Source organism: Bradyrhizobium sp. 33ap4 (genome assembly GCF_032654765.1).
Lineage (GTDB): Bacteria > Pseudomonadota > Alphaproteobacteria > Rhizobiales > Xanthobacteraceae > Bradyrhizobium > Bradyrhizobium australafricanum.
Map to the genome: position 1 here is coordinate 29,364 of NZ_JAUMTJ010000028.1, position 19,965 is coordinate 49,328.

The window sequence follows — 19,965 nt, forward strand, 5'->3', positions numbered from 1 at the left end:
ATAGATCACGGGCGCTCGGTGTTTTGAACAAGCTACTTCTTTGCGTTCAGGATATCGCAGGAGTTTGAGATGACTCAGATATCATCCGAGCAAGTGCAGGCGCCAGAGGTTCTCGTAAGCACCGCATTTGATAAGGCGTGGCGCTTTGTCGAGAAAGATCCGCTCCTGGCGCACAATCACAAGGCAGTGCTTCATAGTCGCTTGCGAGCTGCCCTGGAGTGCTCGATAAGAAACGGCGAACGGAATGCCTTGCATCTGGCAAACGAGGCGATACGCAACTTGCGCGCAGAATTGGCATTTTCGACCAAACAGTAGGGTTGCTCCCACCACTATAGGAACGATGGGCTACGTGACAGCTCTCCCTCATCTGAAGCGCCATGTGAGCAATCTCAATATCGTGGTCAAAGTCCTCCTCCAGACCATTCTGCTTCGCTGAACCGCGCCCTCGACTAAAGCTGCCGGTACAAAGCTGCTGACGATACGATACCAGTCAGCCAGGCCACGATCGTAGACCGCCGACGGCAAGATGAGTTCGTCGTCCCCGGGAGCATGCTTTATCAGCAGGACCTAAATTTCGACGAAATGCTTGAACAGCGATCCTCCGCCTGTAAGTTGTGTACAGCTTGCGCTTCGAAGTTGAGTGACGCGGATTGGGCACGTCAGACGGGCTGCGTCGCATCGCAGGCCATCATCAGCAGAAGGAGACGCTGGGCGATTCGTGGCTTTCAGTTCATTCAGCGCTGCTTGGTCCGGAAATGCCTTCTCGCTGTTTGCGCCTCACCGATCGGAGCATCTTGGTCAGGTCTACGTACTACGACGGTTGCACGCTCCACAATCTGACGCGGCGTTCGATTCAACTCATTTCTTCCGAAACAATGTGGTGCTGCAGTTACAGCAATTCGCGATGATCTTGTTAAGACGCATCGCGCCGGGCGGCATCAAAAGGAACGACACTCGAATGAAGAATTTGCTGGTTCTGACTGCAAGCATCGGCGCACTCACTGCGGCCGCTCCCGCATTCAGCGCGGATTTCGCCGCGCAGCCCGTCAACATCAAGGCGGCACCGCAGCCGGTCGTAGCCACAATCAACGACTGGACCGGCTACTATATCGGTATCAATGGCGGCTGGGGATCGAGCCACAATTGCTGGGACTTCAACGGCATCACTCCCGAGGGTTGCCATAATTCGACTGGTGCTACCGTCGGCGGCCAGATCGGCTATCGCTGGCAGATCTTCAAAACGGTCTACGGCATTGAAGGTCAAGGCAACTGGGCTGACTTCAGCGGCTCCAATGTCAGCACCGCCTTCCCGGCAGACATCATTGGCACCAAGACAGATGCTTTCGGCTTGCTGACCGGCCATGTCGGCTATGCGTTCGACCCCGTGCTGCTCTACGTCAAGGGCGGTGCTGCAGTGACCAGCAACACTTATCACGTCAACTCAGTGGCTACTGGGACCGAAATTGCCAGAAACAACGATGTGCGTTGGGGTGGCGCGCTCGGTGCCGGTATCGAAGTCAGCCTCACTCCGAGTTGGTCGGCTGGCGTCGAGTATGACCATTTGTTCATGCAAGGCAGCAACGTAACCTTTCCAACAGCGGTCGGTGGTGATCGCGTCCACCAGGACGTCGATCTCATCACAGCGCGTCTAAATTACAAATTCGGCCCGGCGTTTGGTAGATAGCAACCTCCACGCGCTTGCGGTCTATCGTGAGCCCCGACCGTCGGTCGGGGTTCTTTCTTCAAGCGCTCGTGTCACATCCGCCGATACCTCGCGATGTCCGACTCGAGCAGCCCGAGCCAGATCATTGGCTGGATGGCCCCTGGTTACTGGAACTCCGGGCCTGGCGGTCCAAGTCACGATCCGACACTTCGATGGTTATCGAGCTTCATAATCTGACGCTGGGTCTTAGCGTCCTGCGTGCAATTCCGATAAATATTGTCCAGCTTTAGACTTTCCGGAAGCTGCGACAACAATTCTGATAGCCGCTCGGTGCTTGCTCAAACGAGTTGGGATTTCAAAGAACATTGAGGCGTATTGCCAGAACGATCGCTTGGATCCGGCTAGTGGCGCCAAGCTTTCGCATCGCATTCTTGATATGAAAATTGACTGTATTCTCGCTGATTTCCAGGATCATCCCGATTTCCCATGACGATTTTCCTTCCGCCACCCATCGCATGCAGCTGATCTCCCGCTGCGACAGTGCCACTTTTTTATCACCGCCATCGTTGCAGGGACGTGCGATCTCACCATACGCGGTGTGAAAGTGCCAGGCCAATGCATTGAGATGACCGATGCGATCCTGAGGATCAGCGTCGTCTGACGGAGATGCAAACGACACTACAGATACTCGGCCTAGCGGCCCAAACAACGGCACGCTCATGCCATGCTTCAGGCCCGCCTCTCTGGCTTCGTCCAGTACGCGTCTCTCGTCAGGTTGAAGTCGATAGTGGTCGGCCAGTTGATCCCATAAAAACGGCCTAGAAAGCATTGGCGTCCGCCGGACCACCGGATCGATGGTGTGGTACTTGCGTTTGAAGTACCGGTCGCACCAGTCTGACGGCCATTTCACGGCCACGGTCGGGGGTGGATACTCCGCCAGGCGAAGGGGCTCGACGAAGTTGAGGGCGCCGTAAGCAACTTCACTGAAGCCCTCCTCCGTGGCGCAGCTGACAAGTAGCTCGAATAGCGCTCTGAGCGAATGCGTCTGTTTTGCGCATTCAGTAAAGCTAAACAGGTCCATAGCGGGCGGCTCAGGACGCTGATCCCGGTCGGTGTCGCCGCTTCCAATTGCGCTTGTTTCAGGCGGAGCCAAGTTCAATTCCATGACCTGAATTCCTGGGTTTGCTGTTTGTGAAGTCTGGAGCGCATGCTGCCTCAGATGTCATGCCGAATTCGATGCCCTACACCAACTGCGATGACGTGATGTCCCGGCCAAACAGCCAAGGTGCGGGCCTATCCTTCATTCGAGGCTGAACAGCACGACGCACAACGTAGCGTTCACGTCATTCAATATGATCTACTCGGCTCGCAGGCCGCGCGCTGCCGAGATTGACGATCGCGGCGGGGACGGCCATGTTGATGGTCCGCGTTCGCGATGCACAATTGACCTACTGATGCCGCCAGGGACGGAAAGTAAGAGCTCTGGTTTGGCGGGCGTGCGCGCGCTACGGCTTAAAGGCGGTCAGGCGGCTCTCCTAACGATTCAGTCGGCGGTACGAGCCACCCAGGCCGGCCCGCTGCGACGTCAGCATAGATCAGATTCAATTGTGCAAGAGCGATGTCCAGCTCGAGTGAAGCTTCGCTACGGCTTGAGCGCGAGCGCGCGCAGACCCTGGATGCTGAACTTCGCGAGCCAAGTGAGCTAGAGCACGCAAGCCCGCTCGCGGGTGCTCGCTTCGACCTGCGTGGCGTCACCGTCGATGCACTGCTCGCCGACGCAGAAGACAACGGCATTATTTTTCTTCCCCTTCTTGCAAGTCGGCATCGCTTTTCCTTGGCTGGTCCTTCGCCCGTCCACAACGTCGAGGGTGCGGGCGATGAGCAGCACGCAGCAGCCGTCGCAAAAGAAAATTTGCTAGCATCAGCCGACGGCCTCTGAGAGGCTTGGTCGCGCAGGGTCGGCGCGAATAGATCGAAGGGACAAATAGCAACCGCGTCAGGGGCGCAACGGGAGATACGCGAAGCCACGAGAGCTGCTTGACGCAGCGGACACTTTGCATGCGCATCTCCAAAGGCGGGAGAGGACCTGGGGTGGGACCAGCAAGTGCCATACCAACATTTGGTTTTCAGAAACCGACCGCGGAATCAATGACTTGAAAGGGTGGGCGGCTCTCCTTATCGCGCATTGAAGCAATCATGACATCGGGAGGACATCCGACGGACCATTTGCGCGAGCCCCGGCGCCAGTTGACCTCGATCAAGGAAAATATAGCTCTCACGGCAGCCGCTCCGAGACGCTCTTGGCTTCAACCCGTCAATGCGCGCAGCGCAGCGTCAACATTCCGGTTAAAAACACGGCGGGTGGCCGATCAGAGATGACGGAAAAGCAGGTCAGATGACAACCTGGCAGGTGCAGCGGCTCGGAATGCAACGGTTGACGTCAAGAACGATCGAGAGCATTGCCCGTCCGACAAGGCCTTGTCCGTCGACCGGCAACTACCAAGGTCTCGCGCTACCCAGTCAACTACAAGGCTTAACGATTGATTGAGACGATCGCCACATGGCAATCGTGACTGACTATAGGTCCGGTTGCGCGCACTCCGGCTAAAACTCGGAATGCAATGCAAACGTCCCGACAGGAAAAACAATTGCGCCTCGCCCTGGCGGGGCCGTCGCAACCAAGGCGAAGAGCTTCGCCGAGATCGGTGAGATGTTTTCTCTGCTTCTGGCTATCATCTCACTGCTCTATACGACCGTTGGTCAGGCGGGGGTACTGCATTCCTGGCGCTGATGGCTTTTGCTGGTCTGCCATCGACAGAGATGCGCCCAACGGCGCTTGGTCTCAACATTGTGTGTCGCGACATATTCTACGTGGGTTTTCAACCGCAACAAAGTTGTTGACTGGATAATGCTGCGTCCGCTTCTGCTTTCATCGATGCCAACGGCGCTTGCCGGGGGTCTCGTGGTGCTCGGGGAACACATTTACAAGACGCTAACCGGGTTTGTCCTTCTTCTGGCAGGCGCCGTGATGATCGTTCGGCACGGACGCACCGCCGAACGCGGTTGCGAAACTCCGCTCTGGGGAACCTTGAGCATTGGAGCAGTCGTCGGCCTCGTTTCCGGGCTGACAGGCGTAGGCGGCGGAGCGTTTCTTGCTCCGACGCTCATCGCACTGAATTGGGCATCACCTAAGCAGACCGCCGCGCTGTCGCCGCCTTTTATCCTGGCTAACTCCGCTCTCGGCTTCGTCGGAGTTCTTTTCACCGGCCAATTTCCGGCGTCGGCTTTCGGGCTTTATGCAATCGCCGTACTGGCGGGTGCCGCGGCAGGAACAGTTATCGGCCTGAAATGGATGAGCCAGACAACCGTAAGGTTCATCCTCGTGGCGGTTCTGCTCATCGCTGGCATCCAATTGGTTCGCGCTTGAAACTCTCACGTCTTAGTTTTCACAGCGGTCAGGTCGAGATTCAACTGATGCAATTGCGCGGCTCTCTCGAAGAATCGATAGCTGCTAAAGCGATCGCAAAAAACAATCGAAATGAAAGTGCAGAAGCACAGCGCAAATATGTAGGACGTAGTGTCCAGGTGTGAGGAAGCCAGCCGGGCTCGCCTTCGCGGTCGCCAGCGCACGAAACCGGGTTGTGGAGAGCCGCTTGTACTCGGCGACGGGACGCCTCCGAACCAAGGCGCCCCGACGCACTTGCCGGGCTTGGAAGTGCGCCGGGCCCGCCCCAACATCATCAGTACATCCGTGACGATGCTCGCGGCAATGAGACAACCAGCGTGGCGGAATTGAGGCCCATCCATTCTTTTGACGTGGCGTCTAAAATGGTTTCATGCGCGGCTCCAAAGGACTTGAATCTCACGTAGCGTCAAGTTCTATGATCTCGCACTTGTCGGCGCCATCCAACAGCAACTTACTGTCCATGGCATCGCCAGCCGGACGCATCCTGCTCGCGGCATTTCATCCGAGAGGTGCCCCCTGGCGGGGAAGAGGAGCGACAAGCCGCTCGGCCCATCGACTGCACTGAATGGTCCCTGCGAAGTTCCTGCGCGCAGGTTGGTCGAACTAGCGGCTATCGGCCATGTGCATGTGAGAAGTTCATCCTTCGCACGAGCATCCAAACGTGCATGTCTCTCACGCCAACCTCGGTCCCTGATAAGTTGGCAATGATATCGAGAACGTGATCGAGATGTCGCGACCAAGTTTGAGCGAGTTGACATAACGCAAAGACACAGCAGAGCGCATGGTTCAGCTTCAGACCTGTATGAGCACGGGAACGAAGCCTTGCAGACCGCACTCCTGAACAAGTATTGCGATGCTCGCCTGCCTTGGTACACCGTCTATCCAACTGTACCGGATTTCTCCACGACCATCGGCGCCGAGACTTGTGAGACTTGGTTGAGACGGCTGCCGCCGGATGAACCCGTATCGCTCTATCTCCATGTCCCTTTCTGCCAATCGATCTGCTGGTACTGCGGCTTTCCCACGAGCCTTATTCGCAGCGAGCGGCCGATTCGCAATTATTTGGCGGCGCTACGGGAGGAGATTCGTTTGGTTGCAGACCGATTGCCGCGCGCCCTGCCCGTCCGCGACGTGCATTTCGGCGGCGGAACACCGACCAGCATTGCGCCGGTCGATTTTCTAGCTCTGATGGAACTCCTACGTCGCTATTTTGCCTTCAGTAAGTCGGCTGCCATCGCCATCGAAATCGACCCGCGCGCGTTCACGACAGAGATGGCGGAAGCCTTGGGGGCGGCCGGCGTGAACCGCGCGAGCATCGGCGTGCAAAGCTTTGACCCCGTGGTCCAAAAGGCGGTCAATCGGCTCCAAAGCGAGGCCCAGGCGGCTTCTGCAGTCGAAAGCCTTCGCCAGCATGGAATAAGCCGCATCAACTTCGACCTGCTCTTCGGACTGCCGCATCAGACGGTGCAGTCCTGCGTGGACTCGGCGAGGACGGCTGTGGCCATGCGGCCCGACCGGCTCGCGGTTTTCGGCTACGCCCACGTTCCCTCCTATATGAAACGTCAGCGCCAGATCAATGAGGCGGCGCTGCCTGACAATATTGCTCGAGCCGAGCAAGCCGCGGCCGTGGCAGATACGCTGGTCTCCGCCGGCTACCACCAAATCGGGCTCGACCATTTCGCCTTGCCGGACGACGAGCTAGTGCTGGCCCAGAAAGCTGGTCGGCTGCGCCGCAACTCGTTGGGCTATTCGGCCGATACCTGTAAAACTGTGATCGGCTTTGGTCCGTCAGCCATCGGGCGTCTCCGTGACGGCTACGTCCAGAACGAGGTCGTGACTGCTTCCTATAACCAGCACATCAGAGCAGGTCGTCTGCCTATGTCGAAAGGATACTGTCTCACTGAGGAAGATCGGCTGCGGGCTGCAATCATCGAGCGCTTGATGTGCGATTTGCAGGCCGACGTGCCGGCACTGTGTGCCGCCCACGGATTTGATCCGATCGCTTTTCTTGATTCAGCTGATCGCTTGGAAATGCTCACTGAGGACGGGATAGTGGAGATCCAGGACGGTTTCATCCGCGTCAAGCAGGAGCACCGTTTTGTCATCCGCGCTGTGGCTGCCGCATTCGATGCTCATCTCGACCGCACACCCTATTAGCAAAGCCATGCATGTGAGCAGATCCAAAGCGTGGCGCTCCTCGCGAACGAGTGATCGGAAGAAGCGCTGCAGGCAGACGCTTAAAGGGAAGATTTAAATTCGGTTCAAATACCGAGAGATGCGGATCGAAATAAAGGGAATCTGCTGACTAATCGAACTCTCGACAGGTACTTGGCGCCGCCACGGCAGCTGGTGGAACTTTAAGATCCGCGTCTAAGGCATCTTTGCCCTGGGCTCGGAGATATTGAGAAAACTTAGTCGCACGCCGACTAATGCGGCACCGTTTCTTTGTTGCCAGGTTGAGGTGTAGTCGTGCCCGCGGGAAGATCAGCCGCTCGCGCCTCCAAGGTCCGCAGGCGCGAACAATGCGATTAGTTTACGATACCAATCGTCGGATAAAATACTGACAAATTCGACATTTTGTATCACAATGCTAGCATGCTATCCTTCCCTAAGACCCAGCAGGATCGCGCCATAACCCTACTGAAGAAGCAGGGGATGCTTCGCCTTTCTGAATTTAAGAAGGCGGGCATTACGGCGGCAACCGTATCCCGAATGAAGGAGAAGGGACTCGTCCTTCAGCTCAGCAGGGGACTGTACCAGCTTCCAGACGCCTCGTTCGACACCCATCATGTCCTGGCTGAGGCCGCCAAGCTCGTCCCAAGAGGCGTTATCTGCCTCACCTCTGCGCTGGCGTTTCACGGACTGACTGATACGATTCCATCGCTCGTTTGGATGGCCATCGGCTCAAAGGATCGGCTGCCGCGAACCGATATCCCGCCCATCCAATTTGTGCGTTTCGGAGAGAAGGTTCTGACCTCTGGCATTACAGAGCACAAGATCGAAGGCGTACGGGTACGCGTCTACAATCCTGCCAAAACAGTAGTCGACCTATTTCGTTATCGCCGGAGCGCCGGAAAGCGGTATCGAAAGAGTCCCGGCCTCAATCTCGCGCTCGAGGGCCTCAGAGAAGCCCTGCGACAGCGCCAAGCGACCCCTGCCGAGATCGCCCGGTACGCAAATGAAGCTGGTACCTGGAAGGTCGTTCAGCCGTATCTCGAGGCTATGACGACCAATGCCTAAGAAGCCAACACTCAAGAACATGGGCGCGTCGGTTCGGACGCGGTTGCTCAACCTCTCAAAGGAGCGTCGTCAGCCATTCGATCTGCTGCTCAACAATTACGTTCTCGAGCGACTCCTTTATCGCCTGAGTCAAACCAAGCACCGCGACCGTTTCATTCTGAAAGGAGCGATGCTGCTTACGAAGTGGTTCGAAGATCCGCTACGCCCGACAAGAGACCTGGACTTTCTGGCCACTGGCAAAGACGATCAAGAGGATATGGTCCGCATCTTCCAGGAGATCTGCATGGTCTCCCTTAATGATGGCGTTGTCTTTGAATCGAACAGCGTAAAGGTCCACCGTATCCGTGAAGAAACCGAATGCGGCGGGCTGCGCATTACAGCCAACGTCGATCGAAACCGCCAAAATTCGGATCGTGATTGATATCGCCTTTGGCGACTCCGTTGAGCCGGGTCTTCAGGAAATGGATCTGCCCGTTCCCTTGGACTTCCCGGCGCCACATCTCCGGGCCTACGCCCGCGAAACGGTTATCGCCGAGAAATTTCAGGCGTTGGTTATGTTGGGTCGGGCCAATAGCCGCATGAAAGACTTGTATGACGTCTTGGTTTTATCGCGCAACTTCGAATTCAAGGACGGCAAACTCCCACGAGCCATCGCCGCGACTTTCGCTCGACGGAAGACTGACATTCCCTCAAGTGCTCCGGATGCGCTGACAACTGCGTTTGCGGAAGACCCAACGAAAATTCAGCAGTGGAATTCATTCGTTGAAGACGTTGCTTTTCGACCCGGCACGCTCGCTGACGTGGTCAAGGACCTATCCGCATTCCTGATGCCTCACGCGTCGGCGGCACGCTCGCTCGGTAAGACAGGATCAGCGTGACTGGGCAGCCCACCGCCGCCAAACGTGGCTGGCTCCGCGCAGCAACTCGAGGCGTCAAGGCTCGCCCGTCTTCTGTCCAGCGATCACTGGCGCACCTCCGACGGAAACAGGCCCCTGTGGTTTGGACCTCTCGACGCGCTTCTTGGCCGGACTCGAAGCAGCTTGTGCCGGCGACGAAGAAATAACGGAGGGATCGGAAGCGACAGGTGCTGGAATCTGCAAGGAATCAATCCGCGAATTCAGCACCGTGATGCGATCTAAGATCCCTTTAAGATCCTTCCGCTGAGCATCGATGAGGCGGCTGAGTTCCGCAATATCCTCGCTCGCCTTCTGCTGCGCCCAACGTATCTCGGTCAGGGATGTCCTGTCCTCCGGTGATAGGCCCGCCGCCGAATCGGCGAACCCGGCTGGCGGCGTCTCGACAACCCTTGCGAGGCTCCCTCCAAAATGGGCTGCTGCTGAACACAAGCCGACGAGGACAACCAGAAACATCAAACCCCAGCGAATGCGTTTTGACGTGCCGTATAATAGCGGCCGCAAATCCGAAGCGGCCGCCTAATCAATCATCTCCATTGTCCCCTACCCGACTATCCCCGTTTCGACGGGCTTGTTTCCTTGACGCGAGAGATGGCTGAAGTCACGACTCCCAGCAAAGCGCGGCCGCCGACAACGTCATTCTTCGCAAACTCGCTGCTCCGATGAAGCGGCTCATCTTGTCCCAGGCAAAGCGAACAGATGACGCGGGTTCCTGCATCATAGGGCCAGCGGTAAGAAATAGTTCTCGTCTTCACGGTTATGGTGCAGCATTTTCGCATCATTCAAGAGAACCTTGCAGGTTTTCTTACCCTGCCGGCCGTTGATGTGAACCGACCGCTATTTCCCTTCAAGGTCTGCCTCTCGCCTTTCCGTGCTGCCGAGACCGGCAACTTCACGGCCGACCGCTGCTCAAGGCGCACCAACCGGCGCCCAAGCTACCTCGCCATTGGAGCGGGAAGCGTTGGACATGGCCAACTACCAATTCTGGCAGGTTGATGGAGACGACGGACACATGGCAAGCGTGGCCCACCAACGCCGTGCGTCACAGGTCTAGGAACTCGGAATGCATCCCAAATTTTCCGCGCCGACGGAGCGGGCGGACTCACCAACAGTTTGCCCACAGCCACCAAAGTAGCTCGAAACCGGATCCCTCCGATCTCCAGGGCTCAATCATGGACGTTGAGACAAGATTTTCGCGGGCACAGATTAGAGGTGACCTCGCCGGGATTACGAACCTCCTGCCCGTACGGCGTCGTGCCGCGCCTCAGAGGCCAGCGCTTGGACGCCGCTCTGGCCATTGAGGCCGGTTTTCAATCTGTTCATGGCTCGCAAGAGAGGACACGAAGTACACTGTGGGTGATTGCTTTATTGCGGCGACGACGCCTCAAACATCTTTGGCTACGGCCGCACTTGCCTGCAGCTTGCGATCAAGCGAGACGCGGCGGCGCCTTACCGCCGCACTTTCGCTCGCGGCTTGTCTGGTTGGCATGCCTGTCTTGGCACAAACTGCCGACGAGCCTGATGCCAAAAGCAACCCTGCGGCACAAGTTACCAGGAGGAGAACGCCGACAGCCCACGACATGGCCACAAAGCTCCCGGTCGGCGCGGTCAATGAGCCAGTTCAACTTCGTGCCTCGGCGCTGGCATCAGCTCCCAACCTGCCTCTCATCAAGCGCGGCAGCTCCGATCGAGGCGCCCAGACACGAACGCAAAAAAGGATCGATCCCTTCGCACGCTTCGATACTTTCCGAGAAAAAGGGATCTGGCTCAACATACCCGAAGTCGGATCGTAGCCATGTCGTTCTGTGAGCCAAGGAGTTGAGTGTTATAGTTGTCTTCCTAAGACCGCTTGGCCTCCGACTTCTGGACGCATAACATCTTTGCAAATAACCAGCTGCCGAATGCGGCGAGAACCAGCATCGCGAACCAGCTCTACATGGGGCAGAATCCGACGTTTGCTACGGCGAACTTCCTGATCGTCACCTATGATCTCAGCCGGCTTGGCATTCCCGATGGCCAGATTGTCGTGGGTGCCGAGCAGCAATACTGGACTTGGAAGCGCCCGGGGCCGGATCGAGTGGGATTGAATACACTCGCATATTATCAAACCTTCCTCGACAGGAAGTTCGAACTCAAACTTGGCTATCTCCGAAATGCGAATGAGTTCACCGGCACGTTGTTCGCAGGCGTTTCAGGATCAAATATGTTTGCCTTGTTCCAAGCAGGAATGAGCACCAACGCCGCACCGACTCCCGCCGTCAACCTGAAGTACAATCTTGATGATCACCTGTACAACAAAGTCTCCATGCAGCGCTCCATCAGTCCAGACGGTCCTTATGCCGAGATAACAGAGAATCCGACCGGCCTGAACTGGAGCACGGCCAATACAGGTATTCTTTTCGTTGATGAACTTGGCTACAAGAGCAAGGCCGCTCCCGGCGTACCTGACACGTGGCTGCGGGCGGGCGTTGGTTTCAACAGCGGCCATTACAAGAATTTGGCAGATCCGGATCAACAAAGGCAGAGCGGGAATAGCTTTCATTACATCGCCGCTGACCGGCAGCTCTGGCAGAGTGACGTTGAGGGGACGCCATCTCGCGGCATCTATGGCGGATTTTCGATCATGGGAGCTCCGCCTGATCTCAACAGGATCAGCCGGTATTACGAGCTTCGTCTTTATGCGAAGGGGCCTTTTGATAGCCGACCTACTGATCTGATTAGTCTCGTCGCGAGCAACACCGCCTGGAGCAAGGTTGCAGTGGATGCGGCCTTGGCGAAAGGACAGCTTGCGCATCGCGATACAACTGCAATTACAGGAACATACATCGCGCATCTCGCTCCAGGGATATATGCAACCCTTGGACTGTCATACATCCATAATCCGACAAGCATCACACATACGGCCCAAACAGAGCACGCGTTAGATCTGTTGGTGTCGACGCTGATATTCTTCTAGTTCGTCGAGGAAGCCACTAATTCGGCGCCCAACCTGATTCGTCAAAATGCTGTTTCTGTCACCGCACCGGCTGGAGGTCGCGAGGAGCGACCCGAAGGTCGGCTCTCCAACGACTAAAGAGCCTCGTGACCAGACGTCGGCTAGCTTTGCTTGCGCGCGGCCTGACCCGCGAGGGCGCGGGATGAAGTTCCTAGAATGAACTGAGACAGACAGGGAATGTCGCGCACTGTCCGGCGCACCATTAGCGAGACCAGAACAATCGCTCCGCCAAGAAGTCCCGCCTCAGCCAACTTGGTTGTGAGATCCGACGGTTCTGCGTACTGCATCGAATCCATGAGACGAAATACCGTCCCCTGAATCAAGTACAGCACTAGTGTGCTCTGTCCTATTTCCACGGCGATAAAGCGGACCACCGGGTTTGAGCGGCCAAATCTCCAGCATTGGAGGAAGAACTCAATCATGAGCGCCGAAGCCGCTGCAGAGCCGAAGAACATCAGAAGCACATTCTTCGCCGACTGCATATCTTGGACCAGGGCGAGATTGTTGTAGACGTAAGTGTCTTTGCGCCAGGCTAGAAAACATACCAGCGCCACTATGGACAGAGTCACGATCCAGAGCGGCCTGTAAGATCGCGTTATGCTCGCCCACCAGTCTCTCGATTGCGCAACTGAGAAGCCAAGACAGAAGAACGGGTAAGTGTACTTTATGAGAGGAAATATGGAGAATGTCAGAGGCGCAAGCACGACCAGTACGACTGATACGAATAGGATCCAGGGCGAGCAGCGATCAAAGATCGAAAGAATTTTTACGAGAAGAAAACAAACGAACGCTGCCCAGATAAACCAGTATGCGCCGGCGACATCATTTAGAAACAACAGAATCTCGCCTGTTGCGTCAGGTGCGCCGGGAAGCACGGAAACCTTTGCTATCTCCAGGAGAGCGTACCAAAACAGCATGGGCAGCAAGAGCTGCGTCGCCCGATCGCCGACGGATTGCGTCAACGACTTTCGCAACAGCGCGCGGCAAGAGAGGTATCCACTTATCGCCATAAAGAGAGGCATGTGGAACATGTAGATCCATTTGAAGCATAGCGAATCCCAGAAGCCTTCACCTCGGTAAAGGATGTATTGGATCAGGTGACCGACGATCACCAACACGATCAGCACTCCCTTGGCGAAATCCAAGGCAAGATCGCGATCGTTTTCCTCTGGCGTACCAGGCACAGCCGATCGGGTTACATTTAGCGATGCATCAATCATTGGCTGCTGCGGCTTTGCTCCAGGGAGTTCGATCCAAGCGATGGTCGTGGAGGCAATTGCCACCTAGAGGCTGCGCTCGGATAGCTGGCTGAATGCCAATGTTCAATTATATGCAGGTGGGTGATCGGTATAAAAAAGAGGGAGCGAGCTATACAAGAGTTTGCCGATTTAAGTCCACCTCACTACTATCGGCTCTCCGGAGCGAGCGGTCACCTTACTCGGGTGTCGAGCGAAAGAGGTGATTGCAACGCACTGCAAGGCCCCTCAATTGCGGCAAACGCCTGGCCCGGGCATGAAGGATGTCAACGTCTCTCAGCGAAGTTCGGCTTTGCCATCACGGAATTGTTGGCGAACTCCCCCACATTCTTTTTGCGCTTGCGATCGTCTGCACTCCGAGCTGTGGGCGCTCGAGCACGAATAAGTTCGAACTGGTGCGCTTATTAGCGACGGATTGATTGGCGGGCGATTTGTGAAAGCCTGAGACCTGAGAGATGGAGCACAAAATCCTCCGAGCTTGATATTGAAAAGGGGCGGCTGGACTGCTCTGGCCAGCCCCTTCCCCACTTCGAATGATACAATCTCCTCCAGGGCCGTGCTGTTGAACGCGCGCGCGGAGCCGCCTAGGCCCGAGATTGCAGCCGACCTACGTCCCTCAGCCAAGCCCAGGATGAATGCGAACGCGCCGGCGCCCCTCGCTTTCGACCAACTCGCCCCTGTAAGGCACGCCGCGGATGTCGAAATAGGTCGGGCGTCCGGCCTCCGGCATGATGCGCTGGCCCTCGAGGACGCGCACAAGGTAGGGCGGAAGGAACCGTTCGCGATGCTCCCATCCGCCGCGGATCAGATACCCAAGATCCACCGCACCTTCACGAGGCTGACTGGCTCCGACCATCTGCGGGGGCTGATGGAGCGGTTCCGATGGCCCGAGTTGATTTAGCTGGCTTGCGCGCGGGTGATGGATCAGGCGGACATCCCCGCGCCCTCCTGGTCCGAACGTGGCCGAGTAGCGCTCATCGTTGATCATAAACTGACTTGGCCCGAACTGGTTTGGCAGCAGATTGATGTTGCCCAGGACGTCAACCAAGACGTCTTCAGCCGCCTGGGAGCCGTGGCGCCAGTCCGGCCCAACGATGGCCCCAATGTCCCGCAGTCCCTGCACGGCCCCTGAGGGTCCAGCGAACGAGGGCGTTCCGCCAAATTCAGGCGCCGGCACTGAACGTGCATCGTCACGCAAGTCATGCGGTGTAGGCGGATCCAGATCAATCAGGGGATCGAGACCGCTGTAGATGTTTGACGACCGAGGCCTGACGGACGACGGTGACCCACCTTCCTGCATATGTTGCCCGAGCCAATCCCAAGCGCCTTGGCTCAAGCTGGCTGGAGTTGCAGGAAGCCCGAGCGGTAGATCCGGCTGTGGAGCCCAGCGAGGCGCCGATGAGGCTGGTCCGTGGGCCTGCTCGCTCGTCCAATCCCACGCAGCACCGCCGGGGGAGGCTGGCATTAAGGGACGCTGCTGCGAGGGACCGGCCTGCGAAATGTGGTACGGCGCCGGCAGTGATGAGCTCGGTCCGTGGATCTGCTCGCCGAGCCAATCCCAAGCTCCTGCGCTCGGCGTGGCAGGCGTCGCCGGCAGTTCCTGCGGCAAGTGCGCGTGTGCAGCGCCTTCGCCAGCAAGCTGCCCACCGTCCTCAGGATCCAATCCGAGCGCCCTGTTCGCCTCAAGGATTTGCTGGTAGCGCCCAAGCCTGAGCAAATCGGGGTTGATTTTGCTGTCCTGGGTTTCTTGCTTGTACGCCTCGACATCCTGTGCGAGCTCTGGGGTGAAGAGCCGGTCAGCCATCGCGGGCCTGTGGTGCGATCGCAGCCAGTCACTCAACCTCGAAAGGCGACGCGCCTGACGATCGGCTGTCTCCGGCTCGACCCTGCCTGTCGCCCTTTCCGCTGCCGCCCACATGCGGATGAGTGTTGCGTCCGCAGGATAAGGTTCCAGACGGCGGATGTCGGCGAACAAGGTGTTTCCGGCACCGACCTCCCGGAGCTTTTTCAAGGCCGCCTTGATGCGCCTGCCGCGGTCATTTGCATACGTCTCCACATCTGCATCAAGCTCAGCTTCCAGCTGATAGTTTTCCACCTCCGGATTTTCCAGTTGCGCGTTTTCCAATTCGCGGCGAATTCGATCGGCAATCGATGGCCTGCCGTTCGCACTCAGGCGCGCGCTCAAATGGCGCAGATCGGCTGCCGCATTCTTGATGGTGCCACCGCTCAGGTTGCCGGCCGCTCTGTTTCTGAAATCCGTTATGAGCGTCTCGTCCGCCGCAGGGACTGGCCCTCCGCGAGCCCGGCCCGGCTGCCTGGCATGATCCACTCGAAATTTCGTTGAGAAGACCTCAGGCTGCGTCTCCTCACGCGACGACTTTTCGCTGCTGCTCCCCCCGAAGGCTTTGCCCACTCCCGACTTGAAGCGCGACCATAGTCCACGGCTTTTGCCACTCTTGGCCTGAGCCGCGGGCTCCGAGTCCGGCATAGAGTAGCGCGCACTGGTGAACAGATCATCCTGCAGACTGAACTGCGGCAGTTGCGCCGAGGCTCCGAGTTGAATACGGGGAATGTCGACGCTGCGGCGAGTCCCGCCGAGCGCGCTGTCCCTAAGAGCGGCATGCGGCGGCATCCGCATCGAGCCGCCGAAATCGTCCCGCCGGACCGCCCGACCGCCTCCTCCAGGCGCCCGATCTTGTGAAGCTGAGGGTACATAGCTCGCGTCAGACGAATCGAGCTGCAAATCCGCCATCTGCCGCTCAAAGTTACCTTGCTGACTTGCGTTGCCCCTTCGTTGCCCTGCCCTCTCCTGTTGGGCGGCGTACTGCTCCATCCAGGCTCCTGAATCGAAGAATGGGTCGACTGGATCCATCCTGCTTTCCTTCCAATGGTAGAGGTCCTGCACAAGCCGGCCGAAGTTCGAACTCCGGTCAGGCGGCAGGAGTTTCGGCGACAATCAGATCCGCGATTGTGCGGCCGCAAGCTTTCGAAAAGCTGACGGGATCAAGGTCTCGCCCCAAGCAGTCGCGCTCGCGTACGCGTAAGCTCTTCTGAAAGATGCAACATAAAACCTGCCTGCTGTGGCATCGCAGCCTGCCTGCTGTTCAGCCGCCGCGGATAGTCCGCTCGAATCCAACAAAAGCTTACGTCGCCGTCGTCCATGCTGGGACGGCGTCATGGCGTCAAAACGCCTTCTTCGAGAACGTGTCTTTATGTCCTATCTTGGTGGTACGCCGGACAGCCAATCTGTGGCATCTCCGAAGAACGCGCCGAGCGACCATTTCGCGGCTTCGCTATCCGTCAGTTGATGAGAGTGAGGCTCCCGGCCTGCGGGATTGGCCCCGATGCCGGAAGATTTGTATTCGGCATAGTTGGTGGTCCTCAGTTTATTGGTTTGGCCTGGAGTCCATTCGCGCCAGCCTTCCGCCATGACCGGTGCATCCATCTTCGTCGACAGGAAAATCACTGTAGCGTAGGGGCGCCAAGGCCGGCCAAGCGCAACATAGCCCGCGGCGGGATCGGCGGTCAGCCTGCAATGGTCGAAAACATAGGCGCTGTCCTCGTCCAGCGCGCCTTTGCTCTGTGCGGTATACACGACCGCTTGATTGGCCAAGCCGTGTAACTCACACTGCCGGAAATAGGCCTTGGCATCGCCAAATATGAAATCGACATGCCCCTCGATGTAGCAGCTCCCGAAGTATTGCCGCGACATTCGGCCGTTCGGCCCCTTGCTGGCGAACAGGGTGTCCTGGGCGCCGAGCAGGCGGACGCGGGTGATAACGTCCCTGTCTCCGGTAACCGACAGCGCCACCGCCTGCGAAGATGAATTGGCCGGATTGAGCGCGTAGTCGTTTTGGATCGTTAGATTATCGAGCCGGAAATCATCACCGGAGGCGTCCAGCGTCGCAGAATGAGCGGTTCCTCCGACATTGATCGCCCCGTCGCCATATACAATGACCGTATCATCCGGCCTCTTGCCGGAGCCCCTAATATGAACACCAGATTTAGAGACCTTGACCTTCTCGCGGTAAATGCCGGGCGCGATTTGGATATCCCCGCCTTGGGCCGGTAATGCGTCGATGGCTGCTTGAACGGAGTGATAGGCCGCCCTCTCGGCACGCGAGACAAAAAGTGGCTGAGCATGGGCCGTCGAGATGCAGACATATCCGGCCAGAACCGCAGCGAACAGCACAGAAACTCGCATGTGATCTCACTCTTATTGGCGCGCTGCACGCTCCATGCAGTCGGTACAAAGTGCCGCGGCGATACGGCAGCTGAGTCTGGTCAATACGTTTCCTCACCGATCCGGAACTCGCGCGCGACTAACGGAAATGTCCGACCGCGCTAAACCCCGTCGGTCGTCCGCCATGAGGCGTCAGCGTCGTAGCCTTTTATTCCAGGAACTCAAAGCCGCATCAAAGGGGGATCTGACCGGCCTAAAGGTTCGGCATGCACTTACTCAATACGGTCGCGGAATGCTCTGGCACATCCCTCCCATCCGCGCGACAGCTGTCCTGTGGCTCGCCCGGGCAGAGGCGGCGACACGTCAGAATGATCGGCCGTCACATTGGCATGCTCGAGCTGCCAGGTCGCGGTGTCGGCAAACCGAACATCCTCGAGCGCCACATCAAGGGCGTGCCTATCGTCGACTCCACGCATCAGCAGCTCACCATTTTCGCCATGCACATGGCGCAGAACAATCTGGCGATAGACCGGAATTCTCATGCCTTGGGCACGTGGATCGTATTTCGTGTCGAACGCGACCGGCCATCGGTTACCCCGCAGACATACGTTCTCATAAGTCACTCGCTCGACCAGGCCGCCGCGACTGACATCGCTCTTGATGCGCAGTCCAGATGTCGTTCCGTCCAGGGTCAGGTTGCGCACCAGGATGTCGCTGGCACCGGAATTCACTTCGCTGCCGATCGACATCCCGTGCCCCCAGCCGAAATAATTGTCAGTCACGGAGATGTGGCGGGTGGGGCCATTGTCGCCGGCCTTGATGGCCACGTTATCGTCACCGGTGCGGATGAAGCTGCGGGTGATGGTCACATCCTGGCTGGCGCCGGGGTCGATGCCGTCGGTATTGCGGGCATCGGCCGGTGCATCGATCGTGAGGCCCCAGAACGTGGCACCTTCGACCCGGTTCATCGCGACATGAAAATTGGGCGCATTGCGCAAGGTGACGCCAGACACCGTGATGTCCTGCGCATGATCGATCTGGATCAAACGCGGGGCGTTTTGGTTGCCACCTTCGGCTTGCGCGCGGCGGGCCAGTTGCCACCAGGATTCAGCATTGCCGACCATGGGTGCACCGCCCTGGCCATCGATGATGCCGTCGCCATAGATGCCGCCGCCGCGTGTCTTGGAGAAACTAATGAAGGGCCGGCAACCGTCGCCCTTAGCCCCGATGCGACCACACTGTCCGCGGCCCTTGTCGTAAGCAGCCGGTTCGGGGATCGCGAAAAGCGTTGCACCGCGTCCGATCCATAAGGTCACGCCCGATTTCATCTCGAGCGAGCCCGACCGGAACTCGCCACGCCCCAGATAAACCGCAGCCCCGGCGGGGCAATTGTCGATGGCATCTTGCAGCCTGACCGTGTCGTTCTTGCCGGACGGCACCGGGCGGTCACAGACCGTGCGAGGTGCAACAGGCTCAGTGACAGTGCGGCGATCTTGCGCTTCTGCTACGGAGCAGAGAACCATGAAGGCGACGGTGGACAATAGGACCCATTCACGAAAAAGCTTTGTCATCGACCTCGTCTCTTTGCCTCTTCGCGTGATTGTCTGACCTGGGTTGAGCGCCGGCCGATCGGCCAGCCGCTTGCTCTCACTGGCCCGCGCAAGATGACATTTATAAGACCGCAAAGGAGAGCATGGGCCTCACTATGTCAGCAAGACTGCACGCTCTTGACGCACCGAGGCAGAGTCGAAGCACCATGTCAGGTGTCGCTTCGTGAGCGAGGCCAATAATAAACCAAGGGAGGCGGCGCAGTGAGCTCCAGAGAACTCAGGTCCCTGAACGGAACGCGAAGCAAATCAGGCCGCTCAATGGCTATGCTCATGAACGAATATCCGCCCTGGCACTGCATTTGTCCGAGATCGAACAGCGTTGTCGGCAACACCTCGAAAGGAGATAATTTCAGGCAATCACCGTCGCTAGGACCCGGAACACAAGGCCGTCTATTGCGCGCAGTGTGATCGACATCAATGAACTGGATGCCGGGTCAAATAACTATCAATGATTCAGAGCGAGCAGCTCAGAGAGAAGTTGCCTTCAGGTGCGACAAACCGAGCCAATGCCAACCGCTGAGCGGAGCTGAAACGACACGTTGCCGTGTGGCGACCGCCCCTGAGGTGTGTACGCTTTGTACAGATGATCTTTTGCATCGCTAGCCGCACTAGCCGAATTTTGGATAGCGCTTTGGCTG

At 57.8% G+C, this 19,965-nt stretch carries 15 protein-coding genes; 9 read left to right on the forward strand and 6 right to left on the reverse strand.

Going from position 1 to position 19,965, the window contains the following annotated elements; translation table 11 throughout:
* Nucleotides 1–69: 69 nt before the first annotated feature.
* Nucleotides 70–315 carry a hypothetical protein gene (locus tag Q2M23_RS21980; protein WP_316397011.1) on the forward strand — a complete coding sequence of 82 codons (246 nt, stop codon included), beginning with the start codon at nucleotides 70–72 and terminating at the stop codon, nucleotides 313–315.
* A 643-nt stretch (nucleotides 316–958) separates the two neighbouring features.
* The gene (locus Q2M23_RS21985) at nucleotides 959–1,684 is read left to right on the forward strand and encodes an outer membrane protein (protein WP_225646299.1); all 726 of its coding nucleotides are present in this window, start codon (nucleotides 959–961) and stop codon (nucleotides 1,682–1,684) included.
* A gap of 334 nt (nucleotides 1,685–2,018) precedes the next feature.
* Here the strand turns inward: Q2M23_RS21985 and Q2M23_RS21990 are convergent, their stop codons facing one another.
* A complete protein-coding gene (locus tag Q2M23_RS21990) occupies nucleotides 2,019–2,744 on the reverse strand; it encodes a helix-turn-helix transcriptional regulator (RefSeq protein ID WP_069280042.1) in 726 nt (241 codons plus the stop codon).
* A gap of 537 nt (nucleotides 2,745–3,281) precedes the next feature.
* On the opposite strand from Q2M23_RS21990, the gene Q2M23_RS21995 reads away from it, so the two are divergent.
* From Q2M23_RS21995 to Q2M23_RS22020, 6 genes are all read left to right on the forward strand, one after another.
* Nucleotides 3,282–3,602: a hypothetical protein gene (locus tag Q2M23_RS21995; protein WP_316397012.1), complete on the forward strand. Its 321-nt coding sequence runs from the start codon at nucleotides 3,282–3,284 to the stop codon at nucleotides 3,600–3,602.
* 909 nt (nucleotides 3,603–4,511) lie between these two features.
* On the forward strand, nucleotides 4,512–5,090 hold the full coding sequence (locus Q2M23_RS22000; protein ID WP_316397079.1) for a sulfite exporter TauE/SafE family protein: 579 nt from the start codon (nucleotides 4,512–4,514) through the stop codon (nucleotides 5,088–5,090).
* A gap of 861 nt (nucleotides 5,091–5,951) precedes the next feature.
* Nucleotides 5,952–7,286: an oxygen-independent coproporphyrinogen III oxidase gene (hemN, locus tag Q2M23_RS22005; protein ID WP_092083560.1), complete on the forward strand. Its 1,335-nt coding sequence runs from the start codon at nucleotides 5,952–5,954 to the stop codon at nucleotides 7,284–7,286.
* 438 nt (nucleotides 7,287–7,724) lie between these two features.
* Nucleotides 7,725–8,369 (forward strand): type IV toxin-antitoxin system AbiEi family antitoxin domain-containing protein, encoded by a 645-nt coding sequence (locus Q2M23_RS22010; protein WP_316397013.1) that lies wholly within the window; start codon nucleotides 7,725–7,727, stop codon nucleotides 8,367–8,369.
* Complete coding sequence (locus tag Q2M23_RS22015; protein ID WP_316397014.1) at nucleotides 8,362–8,790, forward strand: nucleotidyl transferase AbiEii/AbiGii toxin family protein; 429 nt, start codon at nucleotides 8,362–8,364, stop codon at nucleotides 8,788–8,790. Before Q2M23_RS22010 ends, Q2M23_RS22015 begins: the two co-directional genes overlap by 8 nt.
* Nucleotides 8,783–9,247 (forward strand): nucleotidyl transferase AbiEii/AbiGii toxin family protein, encoded by a 465-nt coding sequence (locus tag Q2M23_RS22020; RefSeq protein ID WP_316397015.1) that lies wholly within the window; start codon nucleotides 8,783–8,785, stop codon nucleotides 9,245–9,247. Before Q2M23_RS22015 ends, Q2M23_RS22020 begins: the two co-directional genes overlap by 8 nt.
* A 54-nt stretch (nucleotides 9,248–9,301) precedes the next feature.
* On the opposite strand, the gene Q2M23_RS22025 is transcribed toward Q2M23_RS22020, so the two are convergent.
* Complete coding sequence (locus tag Q2M23_RS22025; protein ID WP_316397016.1) at nucleotides 9,302–9,739, reverse strand: hypothetical protein; 438 nt, start codon at nucleotides 9,737–9,739, stop codon at nucleotides 9,302–9,304.
* 1,393 nt (nucleotides 9,740–11,132) lie between these two features.
* On the opposite strand from Q2M23_RS22025, the gene Q2M23_RS22030 reads away from it, so the two are divergent.
* On the forward strand, nucleotides 11,133–12,239 hold the full coding sequence (locus Q2M23_RS22030) for a carbohydrate porin (protein WP_316397017.1): 1,107 nt from the start codon (nucleotides 11,133–11,135) through the stop codon (nucleotides 12,237–12,239).
* A 140-nt stretch (nucleotides 12,240–12,379) separates the two neighbouring features.
* Here the strand turns inward: Q2M23_RS22030 and nolL are convergent, their stop codons facing one another.
* From nolL to Q2M23_RS22050, 4 genes are all read right to left on the reverse strand, one after another.
* The gene (gene nolL / locus Q2M23_RS22035; protein ID WP_316397080.1) at nucleotides 12,380–13,498 is read right to left on the reverse strand and encodes a nodulation factor fucose acetyltransferase NolL; all 1,119 of its coding nucleotides are present in this window, start codon (nucleotides 13,496–13,498) and stop codon (nucleotides 12,380–12,382) included.
* A 652-nt stretch (nucleotides 13,499–14,150) separates the two neighbouring features.
* Nucleotides 14,151–16,406 carry a hypothetical protein gene (locus Q2M23_RS22040; protein WP_316397018.1) on the reverse strand — a complete coding sequence of 752 codons (2,256 nt, stop codon included), beginning with the start codon at nucleotides 16,404–16,406 and terminating at the stop codon, nucleotides 14,151–14,153.
* Nucleotides 16,407–16,751: 345 nt separating this feature from the next.
* The gene (locus Q2M23_RS22045) at nucleotides 16,752–17,738 is read right to left on the reverse strand and encodes a pectinesterase family protein (protein ID WP_316397019.1); all 987 of its coding nucleotides are present in this window, start codon (nucleotides 17,736–17,738) and stop codon (nucleotides 16,752–16,754) included.
* A 251-nt stretch (nucleotides 17,739–17,989) separates the two neighbouring features.
* Nucleotides 17,990–19,288, reverse strand: a complete 1,299-nt coding sequence (locus Q2M23_RS22050) for a glycoside hydrolase family 28 protein (RefSeq protein WP_316397020.1) — start codon at nucleotides 19,286–19,288, stop codon at nucleotides 17,990–17,992.
* Nucleotides 19,289–19,965 lie beyond the last annotated feature (677 nt).